This is a genomic window from Synechococcus sp. CB0101, assembly GCF_000179235.2.
GTDB lineage: Bacteria > Cyanobacteriota > Cyanobacteriia > PCC-6307 > Cyanobiaceae > Vulcanococcus.
Map to the genome: position 1 here is coordinate 2,446,418 of NZ_CP039373.1, position 16,048 is coordinate 2,462,465.

18 protein-coding genes are annotated in these 16,048 nt (G+C 66.5%); 9 read left to right on the forward strand and 9 right to left on the reverse strand.

Annotated features, from left to right (window positions below):
- Positions 1-18: 18 nt before the first annotated feature.
- Both CB0101_RS13255 and CB0101_RS13260 read left to right on the forward strand, forming a co-directional pair.
- On the forward strand, positions 19-924 hold the full coding sequence (locus CB0101_RS13255; RefSeq protein WP_029552735.1) for a 4-hydroxybenzoate polyprenyltransferase: 906 nt from the start codon (positions 19-21) through the stop codon (positions 922-924).
- Positions 921-1,808: an LD-carboxypeptidase gene (locus CB0101_RS13260; protein WP_010303780.1), complete on the forward strand. Its 888-nt coding sequence runs from the start codon at positions 921-923 to the stop codon at positions 1,806-1,808. The genes CB0101_RS13255 and CB0101_RS13260 overlap by 4 nt, the downstream gene beginning before the upstream one ends.
- On the opposite strand, the gene ispD is transcribed toward CB0101_RS13260, so the two are convergent.
- Positions 1,799-2,482, reverse strand: coding sequence for a 2-C-methyl-D-erythritol 4-phosphate cytidylyltransferase (gene ispD, locus CB0101_RS13265; protein ID WP_010303782.1), 684 nt, complete (start codon positions 2,480-2,482; stop codon positions 1,799-1,801). The genes CB0101_RS13260 and ispD overlap by 10 nt on opposite strands.
- Positions 2,483-2,543: 61 nt before the next feature.
- Here ispD and CB0101_RS13270 point away from each other — a divergent pair, with 61 nt between their 5' ends.
- The 3 genes from CB0101_RS13270 to fabG are packed head-to-tail and all read left to right on the forward strand — an operon-like array spanning position 2,544 to position 5,298.
- Positions 2,544-3,380, forward strand: a complete 837-nt coding sequence (locus CB0101_RS13270; protein WP_010303784.1) for a glycosyltransferase family 9 protein — start codon at positions 2,544-2,546, stop codon at positions 3,378-3,380.
- Positions 3,377-4,489: a TrkA family potassium uptake protein gene (locus CB0101_RS13275; RefSeq protein WP_010303786.1), complete on the forward strand. Its 1,113-nt coding sequence runs from the start codon at positions 3,377-3,379 to the stop codon at positions 4,487-4,489. Before CB0101_RS13270 ends, CB0101_RS13275 begins: the two co-directional genes overlap by 4 nt.
- Positions 4,490-4,545: 56 nt before the next feature.
- Positions 4,546-5,298 (forward strand): 3-oxoacyl-[acyl-carrier-protein] reductase, encoded by a 753-nt coding sequence (fabG, locus tag CB0101_RS13280; RefSeq protein ID WP_010303788.1) that lies wholly within the window; start codon positions 4,546-4,548, stop codon positions 5,296-5,298.
- 4 nt (positions 5,299-5,302) lie between these two features.
- On the opposite strand, the gene CB0101_RS13285 is transcribed toward fabG, so the two are convergent.
- On the reverse strand, positions 5,303-5,557 hold the full coding sequence (locus CB0101_RS13285) for a hypothetical protein (RefSeq protein ID WP_010303790.1): 255 nt from the start codon (positions 5,555-5,557) through the stop codon (positions 5,303-5,305).
- 125 nt (positions 5,558-5,682) lie between these two features.
- Between CB0101_RS13285 and groL the strand changes: the two genes are divergently transcribed.
- A complete protein-coding gene (gene groL, locus CB0101_RS13290) occupies positions 5,683-7,350 on the forward strand; it encodes a chaperonin GroEL (protein WP_010303792.1) in 1,668 nt (555 codons plus the stop codon).
- Positions 7,351-7,366: 16 nt separating this feature from the next.
- On the opposite strand, the gene CB0101_RS13295 is transcribed toward groL, so the two are convergent.
- From CB0101_RS13295 to CB0101_RS13325, 7 genes are all read right to left on the reverse strand, one after another.
- Positions 7,367-7,558 (reverse strand): hypothetical protein, encoded by a 192-nt coding sequence (locus tag CB0101_RS13295; RefSeq protein WP_010303794.1) that lies wholly within the window; start codon positions 7,556-7,558, stop codon positions 7,367-7,369.
- Between the two features lie 69 nt (positions 7,559-7,627).
- A complete protein-coding gene (locus tag CB0101_RS13300) occupies positions 7,628-8,320 on the reverse strand; it encodes an N-acetylmannosamine-6-phosphate 2-epimerase (RefSeq protein ID WP_010303796.1) in 693 nt (230 codons plus the stop codon).
- Entirely contained in the window at positions 8,310-8,750 is a 441-nt protein-coding gene (locus CB0101_RS13305) for a hypothetical protein (protein WP_136644169.1), read from the reverse strand. The genes CB0101_RS13300 and CB0101_RS13305 overlap by 11 nt, the downstream gene beginning before the upstream one ends.
- A gap of 10 nt (positions 8,751-8,760) precedes the next feature.
- Positions 8,761-9,627: an ABC transporter permease gene (locus tag CB0101_RS13310; RefSeq protein WP_010303801.1), complete on the reverse strand. Its 867-nt coding sequence runs from the start codon at positions 9,625-9,627 to the stop codon at positions 8,761-8,763.
- 47 nt (positions 9,628-9,674) lie between these two features.
- Positions 9,675-10,706, reverse strand: a complete 1,032-nt coding sequence (locus CB0101_RS13315; RefSeq protein WP_010303803.1) for an ABC transporter ATP-binding protein — start codon at positions 10,704-10,706, stop codon at positions 9,675-9,677.
- Positions 10,707-10,763: 57 nt separating this feature from the next.
- Positions 10,764-11,783 (reverse strand): heme o synthase, encoded by a 1,020-nt coding sequence (locus CB0101_RS13320; RefSeq protein ID WP_029552737.1) that lies wholly within the window; start codon positions 11,781-11,783, stop codon positions 10,764-10,766.
- A complete protein-coding gene (locus CB0101_RS13325) occupies positions 11,776-12,699 on the reverse strand; it encodes a heme A synthase (protein ID WP_010303808.1) in 924 nt (307 codons plus the stop codon). Before CB0101_RS13325 ends, CB0101_RS13320 begins: the two co-directional genes overlap by 8 nt.
- A 185-nt stretch (positions 12,700-12,884) precedes the next feature.
- Between CB0101_RS13325 and CB0101_RS13330 the strand changes: the two genes are divergently transcribed.
- Genes CB0101_RS13330 through CB0101_RS13340 form a run of 3 tightly spaced genes read left to right on the forward strand, consistent with a single transcriptional unit; the run spans position 12,885 to position 15,987 of the window.
- Positions 12,885-13,718 (forward strand): cytochrome c oxidase subunit II, encoded by an 834-nt coding sequence (locus CB0101_RS13330; protein ID WP_010303810.1) that lies wholly within the window; start codon positions 12,885-12,887, stop codon positions 13,716-13,718.
- Positions 13,715-15,382 (forward strand): cytochrome c oxidase subunit I, encoded by a 1,668-nt coding sequence (ctaD, locus tag CB0101_RS13335; protein WP_010303812.1) that lies wholly within the window; start codon positions 13,715-13,717, stop codon positions 15,380-15,382. Before CB0101_RS13330 ends, ctaD begins: the two co-directional genes overlap by 4 nt.
- Positions 15,379-15,987, forward strand: coding sequence for a cytochrome c oxidase subunit 3 (locus CB0101_RS13340; RefSeq protein ID WP_010303814.1), 609 nt, complete (start codon positions 15,379-15,381; stop codon positions 15,985-15,987). Before ctaD ends, CB0101_RS13340 begins: the two co-directional genes overlap by 4 nt.
- The last annotated feature ends 61 nt before the right edge of the window (positions 15,988-16,048 follow it).

Here is a 16,048-nt window from a genome sequence, read left to right on the forward strand (position 1 = left end):
CCTAGGGTTTGCGCCACGTTGCTGACTGGCTTTTTGGCACCGCTGCAGACCTGGTTGGCGCTGCTGCGCTGGGATAAACCAAGCGGCCGTTTGATCCTGCTGATTCCGGCGGGCTGGAGCCTCTGGCTGTTGCCGCAGGCGCCACCCCCGGCGGTGCTGGTGGGCTGGATTGTGCTCGGCGGGCTTGCGGTGAGCGGCGCGGGCTGCGTGGCGAACGACCTCTGGGATCGGCGCATCGATCCCCAGGTGGAACGCACCCGCGAACGCCCCCTGGCCAGCGGCCGCATCAGCGTGGCGGCGGCCGTTCTGTTGCTGGCCCTCTGCCTGATGGCGGCGCTGGCTGTGGTGCTCTGGGGTTTACCGGCAGCAAGCCGCGGCCTCTGCCTGGGGCTGGCGATTGCAGCCCTGCCGCCGGTGCTGCTCTACCCCTCCGCCAAGCGCTGGTTTGGCTACCCCCAAGCTGTGCTCGCCCTGTGCTGGGGGTTCGCCGTGCTGATCCCCTGGGCCGCCGGCAGCGGCAGCCTGCAGGGGGGCTGGCCCCTGGCCGCCGTGTGGCTCGCCACCTGCCTGTGGACCTTCGGCTTCGACACCGTGTACGCGATGGCCGACCGCGACGACGATGCGCGGGTGGGGGTGCGCAGCTCAGCCTTAAGCCTTGGCGATCGGGCGCCCGTGGTGGTGGGCTGGTGCTACGGCGCCGCTGCCCTGCTGGTGGCCTGGGCCGCCGCCATGCAGGGAGTGCATGGCGGCTTCTGGCTGCTCTGGCTGGTGAGCGCCGTTGGCTGGTGGCGCGAAGCCCGGCGGCTGCAGAGCCCCGACTTGCCCCGCTCCACCTTCGGGCTTCATTTCCGCCATCAGGTGTTGCTCGGGGCTTTGCTGCTCCTCGCCCTCGTTGTGGGCCGCAGCGGAGGGCTCACCCCATGACCCTCTGGCCAGCGCCCCTGCGCCGCGGTGATCGGGTGCAGCTGGCGGCCGCCAGCTCCGCGCTCCAGGCCGATGCGCTCCAGCGGCTGGAGGGCGGCATCGCCGTGCTCGAGAGCTGGGGCCTGCAGGTTGATCCCCACCCTGAGCCGCTGCGGCGCTGGGGCCATCTGGCCGGCACCGATCACGAACGCCTGGACGACCTCCAAAGCGAAGCGCCACTCGTGGCCTGCCTGAGGGGCGGCTGGGGCGCCGCCCGCCTACTGGAGCACCCAGGCCTCTTGCGCCCGAGCGGGGCTGGCCAATGGCTCCTGGGCTACTCGGATGTGACCTCGCTGCTCTGGGCCCGCCAGGCCGCCGGCATCACCGGCGGGATCCATGGCCCGATGCTCACCAGCCTGGCCGCCGAACCCAGCTGGAGCCAGGAGCGCTTGCGCCAACTGCTGTTCGGCGAACCCCTGCCCGCCCTCGCCGGCACCCCCTGGGTGAGCGGCGTGGCGGATGGGCCTCTGCTGGTGGGCAATCTCACCGTGGCCACCCATCTACTGGGCACGGCACACCTCCCCGAGCTGCGGGGGGCGGTGCTGGTGCTGGAAGACATCGGCGAGGCCCCCTACCGCCTCGATCGGATGCTCACCCACTGGCGCCTCAGCGGAGCGCTGCAGCAACTAGCAGGGATCGGCTTCGGCAGCTTCAGCGACTGCAGCGACACAGACGACGCAACCGACACGTGGCGGGCTGTGCTGCAGGAGCGCACCAGCGATCTGGGTATTCCGGTGCTGGCGGATCTTCCGGTGGGCCATGAACCCGGCAATGCAGCCCTGGCCCTTGGCCAGCGGGTGCAGCTGGATGCCACCGGGGGTGAGCTGGTGGTGCTTCAGGCCTGACGCGCCGCCAACACCGCTTCGGCGATCGTGAGATCAAAGGGGGTGGTGATTTTGATGTTCGCTGGCGACGACTCCATGACGGAGACCGCCCAGCCCAACCGCTCAAACAGAGAGGCGTCATCGGTGACGCTCCAGCCCTCAGCACGGGCGCGGGTATGGGCCTGGCGCAGCTGCTCCACCGGGAACCCCTGCGGTGTCTGCGCGCCCCAGAGGTGAGAACGATCCGGGGTGTCTTGAATCAACCCCTGGTCGTCCACCCGCTTGATCGTGTCGGTGACGGGCGCTGCAGCGATCACCGCCGCGCCGCCATCGACGGCAGCCGCACAACGATCGATCAAGCCCGGCTCCACCAGGCAGCGGGCACCGTCGTGAATCAGCACAGAACGGGCATCGTCCGGCAGCGCCGCCAGACCGTTGCACACCGAATCCTGGCGGGTGTCCCCCCCTTGAATCCACGCCACCGGCTTTTGGGGATTGGCGGCCTCCACCATCGCCAGGATGTCGGCCTGATCGATGGGTTGCCCCACGATCCCGATCCAATGGATCGAGGCGGAGGCCAGGGCCGCCTCGAGGGTCCAAGCCAGTACAGGCCTGCCCGCCACCTCCAGCAGCAGCTTGTTGCGTTCAGCCCCCATGCGGCGGCCGCTGCCGGCACAGGCGATCAGCAAATGCATGGCGGGTCCTGGGCTGAGTAATCCCACCTACATACAATCAGTCGACGCTCCGCCTGCGGCCATGCGCGTTCTGTTTCTGGTTCCAGGCGGCCTCGACGCGCAGCTGCACTGCCTGCCGGCAGCGGCTGAAGTCGCCCAAGCGCTCGGAGCCCAGATCCAGGTGGCCTGTGCCCCTGCGGCAGCCAGCGCCTGGAGCCTGCTGCCAGCCGTCGAAAAGCTGATTCCCTTCGATTTCAACGGCAACCCCACGCTCGCCGATTGGGCCAATTTGCTGGGGAATGTGCGTGAGCCCGACTTCCAGGCCTGCATCAACCTGGCCAGCGGGCGCCAGGTTGATCTGATGCTCTCGATGAGCCACATCCCCACCCGCGTGGCCGCCGGCGGTTTCTCAGCCACCAACTCGGTGTCAGCGGGCAGCGGCTGGCCGGCCCAGGGGATGGCTGCCTACCTGAAGCCCCTCGGCCTGAACCTCGACGCCAACAGCTTCCGGCTCGCCCTGCCCAAGCCCGCCCTGGAGCAGGCCGCCACACAACTGCCGCCAGGCCAGGGGCCGGCTCTGCTGCTCGCCCCTTCAGGCGACGCCGGTGATTGGCCCAGCCAGCTCTGGCAGGAGCTCCCGGATCAGGTGCGCGCCAAGCTCCCCGACCTGCGGGTGGTGCACGCGAACCGCAGCGGCAAGCTGCTGGAGCGTGCCGCTCAGGTGGCCAGCTGTGATGTGGTGCTGAGCAGCGATCCGATCACCACAGAGCTGGCGTTGCTTGCAGGCATGCCACTGGTAGCCCTGGGCCGTGATGTCGCTGGCCTGCCCAGCCGCCAGGGTGTTCAGGCGGTAGGCCAGGCCGGCCAGCTGCAACAGCTCGATTCCGCGGCGGTTCTGACCGCCCTCGGCCTGGGATGAAACGCCCGCGCCGGCCGATCCGTCGCCGGCCAGGCCTGCGCGGTGCCCTCGCCCGGCAACCCTGGGCCGGGCCCCTTCTGGCCCTCGCGCTGGTGGTGAACGGCGGCGCCCTCGGCTACCGCCTCACCGAAGGCTGGGACTGGGGCGATTGCTACTGGATGGTGCTGATCACCCTCAGCACCCTCGGCTTCAGTGATGAGCACACCCCCCTAATTCACACCGGGGGGCGGATCGTCACAGCCCTGCTGCTGGTGGGCGGCCTGGTGGTGGTGCAGCAGACCATCCAGAAACTGCTGGAATTAACCAACTCCGGCTATTTCCGGCGGCTGCGTGAACGGCGCTACCGCCAACAGCTCAAACGCACGATGAATCAGCACGTGATCCTCTGCGGCTACGGCCGGATCGGGCGGGAGATCGCCGAACAGCTCAGCGGCGAAGGCGTGCCGATCCTGGTGGTGGAAAACGATCCGGATCGCATCGAAGAAGCCCAACAACGCGGGCTCACCGTGCTGCAGGGCGACGCCACCTTCGATGAAACCCTCGAAGAAGCGGGTATTCATCACTGCAGGGCGCTGGTGGCGGCCCTGCCCAGCAACGCCGCCAACCTCTACGTGATCCTCAGCGCCCGGGGCCTGGCCCCACGCACCCGCCTGATTGCCCGGGCCGACAGCGAGGAGGCCGAAGGCAAGCTGCGCCTGGCGGGCGCCGACCAGGTGGTGAGTCCGTACGTGGCCGGCGGTCGCACCATGGCCGCCACGGCCCTGCGCCCCCTGGCCGTGACCTTCATGGAACTGCTGGCCGGCAGCGACTGCGAGGTGGAGGAGTTCCAGCTCAGCGATGACCCGAGCCACCTGGGTGACCTCAACGGCGCCAGCCTGGCGGAATTGCAGCTGGGCCGCCGCAGCGGCGCCCTGGTGCTGGCGATCCGCAATCCCCAGGCCAGCTCGAGCAGCAGCGGTACCCCGGAACCCCTGCTCGCCAACCCAGGTGGTGATGTGCGTCTTGCACCAGGACAACTACTGGTGGTGATGGGCAGCAAGCAACAACTGCAGCGTTTCGGCGACCTGCTCGGCTCGGCCCTGGAGGGCGTGGCAAGCATGCCGGCCTGAGGGCCAGCCTGGGCCCAGATCTACGCTCGCTCGACCCGAGCACTCCCCCTCCTTCCATGGCCGACGCCACTCCCCTCAGCGGACAAGTTGCCCTGGTGACTGGCGCCAGCCGCGGCATCGGTGCCGCCATTGCCAAGGAACTGGCCAACGCCGGCGCCACGGTGGTGGTGAACTACGCCAGCTCCCCTGCTGCCGCTGAAGCCGTGGTGGGTGAGATCACCGCCGCGGGCGGGAACGCCTGGGCCCATCAGGCGAACGTGGCCGATGAGGAGCAGGTGGAAGGCCTGATCAAGACGGTGCTGGAGAAAGAAGGTCGGCTGGATGTGTTGGTGAACAACGCCGGCATCACCCGCGATGGCCTGCTGATGCGCATGAAGAGCGGCGACTGGCAGAGCGTGATCGATCTCAACCTCACCGGCGTGTTTCTCTGCACCCGCGCCGTGAGCCGCTCGATGCTGAAGGCGAGAGCTGGCCGCATCATCAACATCACCTCGGTGGTGGGCCTGATGGGCAACCCCGGCCAGGCCAACTACAGCGCCGCCAAGGCCGGCGTGATCGGCCTCACCCGCAGCAGCGCCGCTGAATTCGCCAGCCGCGGCGTCACTGTGAATGCCGTCGCTCCCGGGTTCATCGAGAGCGACATGACGGCCGAGCTCGACAAGGAACCGATCCTGAAAGCGATTCCGCTGGGCCGCATGGGCCAGCCGGGCGAAGTCGCCAGCGCTGTTCGCTTCCTCGCCGCCGATCCCGCCGCCGCCTACATGACGGGCCAGGTGCTGCAGGTGGATGGGGGCATGGTGATGCGCTGAACCCTCAGGTTCCAGGCTGCACCGGCTGTGCGAGCTCTTCGCGCAGCCGGCGAATCCGCTGCAGCAGCCGCAAGCGGCGGCTGCGCGCCGTGATCGTGAGGAACAGGCGCAGGGGGACGTAAATCAACGCCATCCCCAAACCAAGACCCACCGCGATCAGAAACGCCATCACGTCGCTGCCGGTGGTGGGATCCGCCAGAACCTCGGTGAGTGGGCCGTTCAGGCTCTCCGCCAGGGCGTCGCTGAAGCTGTCCTCCATGGGCGAACCCTATCGGCCACGGCCCAGGAGCGCACCGGCCCGGCCGCAGCGATTCGGCTTTCCCCACAAGCCAGCGACCACCTCGCCATGGGAGCCTTTGGCCATTGCCTGCTCATAGCCCAGCGATGGCCAAGCTGCTCTCCTTCTCTGATGCCTCCCGCGCCTCCCTGGAGCGCGGCGTGAATGCCCTGGCCGATGCGGTGAAGGTCACCATCGGGCCGAAGGGCCGCAATGTGGTGCTGGAGAAGAAGTTCGGCGCTCCGGATGTGGTGAACGACGGCGTCACCATTGCCAAGGAGATCGAACTCGAAGATCCGTTCGAAAACCTCGGCGCCAAGCTGCTGCTGCAGGTGGCCACCAAAACCAAGGACAAGGCCGGTGACGGCACCACCACCGCCACCGTGCTCGCCCAGGCCATGGCTCGTGAAGGCCTGCGCAACGTGGCTGCCGGCGCCAGCCCTGTGCTGCTGCGCCGCGGCATGGAAAAGGCCGTGGCCCAGGTGGTGAAGGGCATCGAGAGCCGTTCCCGCGCCGTGGCCGGCGATGCCATCCGCCAGGTGGCCACCGTGAGCTCGGGCGGCGATGAGGAAGTGGGCCGCATGGTGGGTGAAGCCATGGACAAAGTGAGCGCCGATGGCGTGATCACCGTCGAGGAGAGCAAGAGCCTCGCCACCGAGCTCGAAATCACCGAGGGCATGGCCTTCGACCGTGGCTACAGCTCCCCCTATTTCGTGACCGACGGCGACCGCCGGGTGTGCGAATTCGAAGGGGCACTGCTGCTGGTGACCGACCGCAAGATCAGCGCCATCAACGACCTGGTGCCGGTGCTGGAGGCCGTGTCGCGCGCCGGCAAGCCGCTGGTGATCCTGGCGGAGGAAGTGGACGGTGAAGCCCTCGCCACCCTGGTGGTGAACAAGAACCGCGGCGTGCTGCAGGTGGCCGCCGTGCGCGCTCCCGGCTTCGGCGATCGCCGCAAGGCGATGCTCCAAGACATCGCCATCCTCACCGGCGCCACCCTTGTGAGCGAAGACCGGGCGATGACCCTCGACAAGGTGACCCTCGAGGATCTCGGCACCGTTCGCCGGATCACCATCAGCAAGGACGAGACCACCATCGTGGCCACCGGCGATCACCAGGCCGCCGTGGGCGATCGCGTGGCCGCGATCAAGCGTGAACTCGACAACACCGAGTCGGAGTACGACCGCGAAAAGCTGAGCGAGCGTGTGGCCAAGCTGGCCGGCGGCGTGGCCGTGATCAAGGTGGGCGCCCCCACCGAAACCGAACTGCGCAACCGCAAGCTGCGCATTGAAGACGCCCTCAATGCCACCCGCGCCGCCGTGGAAGAAGGCATCGTGGCCGGTGGCGGCAGCACCCTGGTGCAGCTGGCCGACGAGCTCAACAGCCTGGCCGCCGGCCTGAATGGCGACGAGCGGACCGGCGTGGAGATCGTGCAGCGCGCCCTGGCGGCGCCCCTGCATCAGATCGCCGCGAATGCCGGCTACGACGCCAACGTGGTGGCCGACGAAGTGCGCCGCAGCGGCAAGGGCTTCAACGCCGCCACCGGCAGCTACGAAGACCTACTCGCCGCCGGCATCCTCGATGCCGCCAAGGTGGTGCGCCTGGCGCTGCAGGATGCCGTGTCGATCTCCGGCCTGCTGCTCACCACCGAAGCGGTGATTGCCGACAAGCCCGAGCCTCCTGCTCCCGCCGCCCCCGGCGGCGACATGGGTGGCATGGGAGGAATGGGCGGTATGGGTGGCATGGGCGGCATGGGCATGCCCGGGATGATGTGATGCCGCTGACGCCGGTTCAGAGCGCCCGCACCAAGCGGGCGTGAATCCGGCAGACAGCCAAAGCCTCACGGGGCGGATCGGAACAGAGCCGCCCCAATTCCCGATTCAGCGCCTGCAGTTCACCCATCGGCAGGCCTGCCACAGGCGCCACCAGCAGCAGCCCGCCCAGGGCCAGTGGCACCATCGCGTGCAATCGCAGGGGGGCCATCAATACCTCCCGTAAGACGCTTGAGACTCACTCAGTCTGCAGCTTGGTGCGGCCGAGTTGGCGCAAGCTTCAAAAAGCTTCGAGCGCGCGGCGGTAGGCCGCCACCTGCAGATCCACTCCGGTGATGGCCGTGCCGACCACCACGGCATCAGCGCCAAGGCTGCGCGCCTGCACGGCCTGCTCAGAGCTGGCGAGGCCACCCTCACAGATCAGGAACGTATCGGCCGGGAGCTCGCGCCGCAAGTGAGGGATGAGCTCCCAGGCGGGGGGCTTCAGCGCTGTGGTGGCTTCGGTGTAGCCGAACAGGGTGGTTCCCACCCATTGGCAGCCCAGGGCTGCTGCCTGCAGGCCATTGGCCAGGCTGTCGACATCGGCCATCAGCACGGCACCCAGATCGGTGCGGGCACGCTGCACCAGCTCAGCGAGCACGGCGCCATCGGGGCGAACCCGCTCGGTGGCATCGAGGGCGATCACATCGGCGCCTGCCGCCCAAACCGCCTGGATCTCCTCCCAGCCAGGCGTGATGTACACAGGGCTATCGGGGAAGGTGCGCTTCCAAAGCCCCACGATCAGGGCGTCCGGGCAACGGCGCCGCACAGCACCGATGTGCTCAGGGCTCTCCAACCGCACACCCACCGCGCCGTTGTTGAGGCTCGCTTCCGCCATGGCGGCGATCACCTCGTTCTGGCGCATGGGCGAGCCTTCCGGCGCCTGCACCGACACGATCAAACCGCCCTGCAGTTGGGCGCGTTCAGGCAGCACGGCGAGTCTCCTGATCCGGCAACCAAGCCCGCAGTTGCACCACAGCGGGGTGACTAGGGGCCGGCGCCGGCCGGGTGGCTTTTGGCAGCTGGGGCTCGAGGCGTGGCAGAGGCGCCACCGGCTCGGGAGCAACGACCATCGGCTCGGGAGCAACAGCCACGGGCTCGGCAGCAACAGCCATTGGCTCCTGCAGCACCGGCAGCGGAGCCGGACTTTGCAGCGTCTGCCACCACGCCCAGGCCTCAGGCTCGGCAGCATCCAGCTCTTGGCCGAGAGCGTCGATCGAGTTCACCCCCTGGCGGTGCACCCACTGGCCCAGCAGGCGTTCGATCGAGGAGACATCACGGGCCGCCAGAGCGGCCTGCAAGGCCAGGATTTGCGCCTGCCGGCGGGCCTGCGGTGAAGGAGAGGCGGGAGGTCGGACAGCCACAGGCAACGGATCAGGCGAGCTTGCGATCCAGCAGCGGGCGGATCAACAGGAACAGACCCAGGGCTAAAGCAGCCAGGATTCCCAGGCAGGCCGCCGCGCTGAGTTGCCCATAAGGGGCCTCCAGCACCACAGCAGACAGGGAGAACTGGCCGGCGTAAGCCGCGCGAATCGGTTCAATCGCGAAGGTAAGGGGATTTAGAGCCGCAAGCCAGCCCAGCCAAGCGGGCATGAACGAAATTGGAGCCAAGGCCGTGCTCGCAAACAGCAGCGGCAGGTTTGCCACAAAGATCACGGCGATCAGCTCGATGTGGCCGGGGAGGGCAAAGGCCAGCCCGAGGCTCAGCCCGGTCACGGCGAACACCAGCAACAGCAGGGTGACCAGCACCAGCAGCAACCCGGCACCACCCGGCCAGCCGTAACCCAGAGCCCAGGCGGTGGCCATGATCGCCACGCTCTGCACCAGGCTCAGCGCGGTGATGTAGAGCACCGAGGCGAGCACGATCGAACTGCGGGAGCGCAGCGGTGCCACCAGCAACCGGTTCAGGAAGCCGAATTCGCGATCAAACATCACCGGCAAGCCTGCGTTGAGGGCAGCGCTGAAGGCGGTGAACACGATCACACCGGCACCGAGGAAACGGCCGTAGCTCATCCCATCGGGCAACAACCCCTCCGGTGCATTGGCAAACAGAGCCCCAAAGAGCACCAGCCAGATCAGCGGCTGCAGCACACCGGCCACCAAGGTGGAGGGGCGGCGGGCCAGCTGCAGAAACAAGCGGCGCGTGAGGGCCAGGGTTTCCTGCAGCAGCTCAGCCGTGGCGGAGCGCTGAGGGGGCGTTCCCGCCGCGGCGTTGAGCAGAGAAGGGGCGGCGCTGGTCATCGCGGCTGACGGGGAAACAACAACAGAACGGAGAGCAGAAACTCGAGTTAGCGCATCGACTGCTTGCGCTCAGCCTTGGGATCACGGCTGCCCGCCACCGCCAGCTCCGCATCCATCAAGGTGCGACCGGTGGCCTGCAGGTACACATCATCCAGGCTGGGGCGGCTCTGGGCCAGGGCAAACACGGGCAGCTGGGCCTCGGCAAGCTGGCGGCGCAACTGCTCCACCACGCCGTCGTGCTCCACCACCAGGTTGAGCGAATACCCCTGCGCGCGGTTCACCACCACCTGGCGCACGCCGGGGCAGCGTTGCAAAAGCTGTTGCACGTGGAGTGCCTCGGGTTCATCACTGAATTCCCGCACCCGCAAGGTGACCCGATCACCGCCAAGAGCGGCCTTGAGCTCGGAAGGCTGGCCCGCGGCAATCACCCGGCCCCCTTCGATGATCGCGAGCTGATCGGCCAGGGCATCCACCTCCTCGAGGTAGTGGCTGCTCAGCAGCACCGTGGTGCCTTGATCCCGGAGCTGCCGCAGCACCTGCCAAATGGCGGCGCGGCTTTCGATATCCAGTCCCACGGTGGGTTCATCGAGCACCAGCAATTGGGGGCGATGCAGCAGGCCGGAGGCCAGGTCGAGGCGGCGGCGCATGCCGCCGGAGTAGGTGCCGCTGCGGCGATCAATCCAGTCGCCCATGGCGAGCAGATCGATCAACTCGGCAATGCGCTGATCCCGGTCGGCTCTGGCCAGGTGATACAGGTCGCCCTGAAGCTGGAGCAGCTCGCGGCCGCTGAGGATTTTGTCGAGCGCCACTTCCTGGGCCACGTAGCCGAGGCGCTCGCGCACAGCGCGGGGATTCTCCAGGGCATTCACGCCGGCCACCCGCACGCTGCCGCTGCAGGGGGCCAGCAGGGTGGCCAGGATCCGCAAGGTTGTGGTTTTACCCGCGCCATTGGGGCCAAGCAGGCCAAACAAGCTGCCGGCAGGCACGTTCAGGTTGAGGCCATCGAGCGCCACAACGGCGCGATCACCCTTGCCATAGCGCTTGCTCACATCCTGGAGCTCGATCACCGCTTCCGGCATCCCATCCGCCAAGAGTTCAGGCTCCCCGTGGCCCGTGAAGAAGCCAATCTAGAAAGCTCAGCCCGCCAAAACCGCCGCCAGGGTGAAACCTGGCTTGCCGGACCCAGCCAGTGCCAGCAAATCCCAACCCTGGGCACTGAACACAGCACCGGACGGCAGCCGCGCCATCAGCAACAGCAGGCAGATGCCGAAGAGATAAAGAATCGACCAACGGAACAAGCCGCGGGCGCGCTGCACATCGTCGGGGTCTTGATGCAGGCGCCAGGCCATCTGAATCAGGCGAGCATTAAAGGGCAGGAGCAGCAGGCCATAGAGGAGGCCACCACTGGGCAGCGCCCAAACCCCGAACAGGCTGAGCAGCACCGTGAGCGCGGCGTAGAAGCTGATGCCACGGGCCGTGACGGCGGTGCCCTTCACCACCGGCAGCATCGGAATCCCCACGGCGCGGTAGTCCTCGCGCAGCAGGAGGGCCAGGGCCCAGAAATGGGCCGGGGTCCACACCATCACCAGCGCAAACAACCACCAGCTGCCCAGGCCGAGATGACCGGTGGCCGCTGCGGCCCCCACCAGCGGCGGGATCGCCCCGGCCACCCCGCCGATCACGATGTTCTGGGAGGTGCGGGGCTTGAGCAGCACGGTGTAGAGCAGCACGTAGCTGCACAGCCCGAGCAGCGCCAAGCTCGCTGCCAGGCAATTCACACCACCCACCAACAGGGTGGCTGCCGTGAGGGCTAGCGCCACCGCGATGGCAAAGGCCGTGCCCATCGACAGGCGGCCGGAGGGCAGCGCCCGGGAGCTGGTGCGCTGCATGCGGCCATCGAGCTCTTGCTCCCAGAGGCAGTTGAGAACACCAGCGGCAGCCGCCGCCAAGGCACCACCGCCCAGAGTGCAGGCCAGGCGCAACGGCGGCAGGGGCCACCCTTCGGACAGGGCCATGCCGCCGAGGGTGGTGGCCAGCAGCAGCGGAATCAAACGGGGCTTAGCCACCTCCAGCCAGGGCGGCAGTTTGATCCGCGCCCTTGAAGGCACCGCCTGTTCTCGGCTCAGACCCGTTGAAGCGGCAGGAGCACTAACCACGAGACACCTCCAGATGAGCGGGCTCAAGCAAGCTGCGGCTCAACCAGGCGGCGAGCACCGCCACCAGGAAGGCCGCCGTTAATTGGTGCGCCACGGTGACGGCAGGAACCGCCAGGGTGAGGCGCAGGCTCAGCACCCCAAGCGCCACCTGCGCGATCACGGCAAAGGCCGCCAGTGCAGCAAGCACCCGTTCGCTCTGGCGGCGCCAAAGCGCCCAAGCAGCAGCCAGCAAGACCGCCACAGCCACTGGCCGGGCACCCAGACGATGGGCCAGCAGCCAACCGCAACCTTCGCCGGAGCTCAGGCAACGCCCGGCAGCCCACTGGGTGGCCATCAGCCCGCCCAGCAAGCACTGGCCCAGGGCCAGCAGCGCGACCACACCGATCAGCGCAGGCCAGAGGCGATACACAGCCCCACGGCTCTGGACAGGAGCCATGGGGCTGGTGGATGGCTCCAACAACACCTGGGTGCAGGCGCTCAGCAGCGCCACCAGCAACAAAGCTGTGATCAGGTGAGCCGTGACCACTGAAAACGGCAACAGCAGGGTGACCGTGAGGGCGCCAAGGCCGCCTTGAACGGCCACCAGCAGCAGGGCTGCTCCTGAGAGCCACGGCACCGCCCGCGGCAACTCATGCCGCCACCAGGCGCTGAGGGATGCCTGCACCAGCAAACCAACCCCGACCACAAAAGCGTCGAGGCGGTGAAACCACTCCAGGAACACCTGCAGATTCATCTGCCGGCCCGGCAGCAGCGAGCCGTAACAAAGAGGCCAGTCGGGACAGGCCAGGCCCGCCTCCATCACCCGGGTCGCCCCACCAATCCCCACCAGTGCAATCAGCGCCGCCAATAAGTGAACATTGAGCGCCGCGAGAGCACGACGGCGACCGATCGGCGGCGAGAACGTGATGGCCGTCATCGGGCTACTGGAACCACGGTTGGGCTGAACCTAACCAGGGCAACAGGCGGCCACACGATTGCATCAATCGACGTTGCAATCGGTGTTCAATCCCTCACCCGATCAGCGGCGATTACTGCAAAGGTCAACACCAGCAGTCCAGCCCCGGCGATCCTCCATAGGGTTGGACGTCCGTAGCCGCAGCCATGCGGATCCCTCCCGCCATCCTCACCCTGCTCACCGGAATGGCTCTGGTGCTGTCTGGGCTATGGATTGGCCAGAACGTGAACCTGCTGCCGGCAGACGCCAGCGCCAACGCACCGGTTTACGACGAACTCTTTAAGGTTTTATTCAGCATTGGCGCGATCCTGTTCATCGGGGTCGTGGGGCTAATTCTTTACAGCCTGGTCAAATTTCGTCGCCGGGCCGGTGAAACCGGAGATGGCGCGGCCATCGAAGGCAATTTGCCCCTGGAGATTGTCTGGACCGCCATACCGGCAGTGGTGGTGCTGTTTGTGGGGATCTACAGCTACGACATTTACGACCGCATGGGCGGGATGACCCCGCTCAATGATCACAGCATGCATGGCATGCAGCACAGCGACGAGCGCACCTGGGGAGGGATCAGCCCGGTAGCCCTGGAGGGAGATGGGGCGATCGCTCCGCTGCCGGTGGATGTGACCGCCATGCAATTTGCCTTCATCTTTCACTACCCCGACTCCGATATCACCAGCGGAGAACTGCATGTCCCTGTGGGGCAGCCCGTCGCCCTGCAGATGAAAGCTCTCGACGTGATCCATGCCTTCTGGGTGCCGCAGTTTCGCCTCAAACAAGACGTGATCCCTGGCCAACCGACCCTGCTGAGCTTTACGCCCACCCGAGCGGGCCAATACCCGATCGTGTGCGCTGAGCTCTGCGGGCCGTATCACGGCGGCATGCGCTCCACGGTGGTGGTGGAAGAACCGGAGAGCTTTGCCGCCTGGGTGGCGAAGAACAGCCCCAATCCCCCTGCTGAGTCCCCCGCCGCGGTGCAGTCATGACCCTCAGCCTCAACCCCAGCCCCTCGCTGCAGCCCCAGGGCTGGCTGCGCTATCTGAGCTTCAGCACCGATCACAAGGTGATCGGCCTGCAGTATTTGGTCTGCGGCTTTCTCTTCTATCTGATCGGCGGCGCCCTGGCCGGCGCGATCCGCACCGAGCTGCTCACCCCCATCTCCGATTTCCTGCCGCGGGAGACCTACAACGAGGTGCTCACCCTGCACGGCACGGTGATGATCTTCCTGTGGATCGTGCCGGTGGTGAATGGTGCCTTCGGTAACTACCTGATTCCCTTCTATGTGGGAGCCCGTGATATGGCCTTCCCGCGGCTCAATGCCGTGGCGTTCTGGCTGATCCCCCCCGCAGGGATCCTGCTGATCAGTAGCTACTTCATCACCGGCGCCGCCCAATCTGGCTGGACGGCCTATCCACCCCTAAGCATCACCACACCAGCCACGGGCCAGATCATCTGGATCCTGAGTGTGCTGCTGCTGGGGGGCAGTTCCATCTTCGGTGGCATCAATTTCATCGCCACCATCCTCAAGCTGCGTCGCCCGGGCCTGGGCTTGATGCAACTGCCGATGTATTGCTGGGCCATGCTTGGAACGAGCATCCTGGTGGTGCTCTCCACCCCTGTGCTGGCGGGCACCTTGGTGTTACTCAGCTTCGACATCATTGCCCACACCGGCTTCTTCAATCCGGCCCTGGGGGGCAATGCCGTGGTGTATCAACACCTGTTCTGGTTCTACTCCCATCCGGCGGTGTACATCATGGTGCTGCCGGCTTTTGGCCTGGTGAGCGAAATCCTGCCGGTGCATGCCCGCAAGCCACTATTTGGCTACACAACCATGGTGTATTCGATCATGGCAATTGTGTTTTTGGGCTTGATCGTGTGGGCGCACCACATGTTCACCAGTGGCACTCCACCCTGGATGCGCCTGTTTTTCACCATCGCCACCGCCTTCATCGCGGTGCCCACGGGCATCAAATTCTTCAACTGGCTGGCCACTCTCTGGGGCGGAAAGATCAGCCTGAACACAGCGATGCTGTTCTGCTGCGGCTTCATCGTGAACTTCGTGTTCGGCGGCATCACCGGCGTGGCACTGGCCCAGGTGCCCTTCGACATCCACGTGCACGACACCTACTTCGTGGTGGGACATTTCCACTACATCGTCTACGGCGGCACGGTGTTTGTGATCTTTGCCTCCGTCTACCACTGGTATCCGAAGGTCACCGGCCGGCTGCTGAACGAACCCCTGGGGCAACTGCACTTCTGGCTCACCTTCATCGGTTTCAACCTCTGCTTTGCACCGCAGCACTGGCTCGGCCTCAACGGCATGCCTCGCCGGGTGGCCGAATACGACCCCCAGTTCACCCTGATCAATCAGTTCAGCAGCGCCGGCGCCCTGCTGATGGCGATCAGCACCCTGCCTTTCCTGATCAATGTGGTGATGAGCGCTTTCAACGGTGCTCCCGCCGGCGACAACCCCTGGAAGGCCCTCACCCCTGAGTGGCTCACCAGCTCACCGCCACCCGTGGAGAACTGGCATGGGGAGCCGCCACTGGTGCATGAGCCCTATGGCTATGGCGTGGCGCCCGGTGAACTGAGCCTGGAGGCCAGCAGTGGCCGAGATCTGTGGACCCTTGGCCAAGGAGATCAGCGATGACGAGCCTTCAGAGCGACAGCGTTGCGCAAGAGGCCAACGCAACCGACCACGGCCATACCGACGGACACGCTGACCACCGCATCTTTGGCCTGGCCACCTTCCTGGTGGCCGATGGCATGACGTTCGCCGGCTTTTTCGCGGCGTACCTCACCTTCCGGGCGGTGAACCCACTGCCTTCCGGGCACAACTACGAGCTGGAGCTGCTGCTGCCCACCATCAACACACTGCTGCTACTGGTGAGCAGCTTCACCTTCCATCGGGCCGGGGCAGCGCTGCGGCGAGGCAACCACCCGCTCTGTCAGCGCTGGCTGCTGCTCACCGCTGCACTGGGCTTCAGCTTCCTGGCGGGCCAAATGAAGGAGTACTTCGCGCTGCCCTTCGGGCTCACCGACAACCTGTTCGCCAGCACCTTCTATGCGATCACTGGCTTCCACGGTCTGCACGTCACCCTCGGCGGCCTGATGATCCTGATCGTGTGGTGGCAAAGCCGCGAAGGCGGCCGGATCACGATCGAGAACCAGTTCCCGCTGGAGGCTGCCGAGCTCTATTGGCACTTTGTGGATGGCATCTGGGTGATCCTCTACGGCCTGCTGTATCTGCTCTGACTATTTTTCTCTGCTTTTGCCCTTGCGGCGGATTGCAGTTGATCGGCACAATCGGGCGACC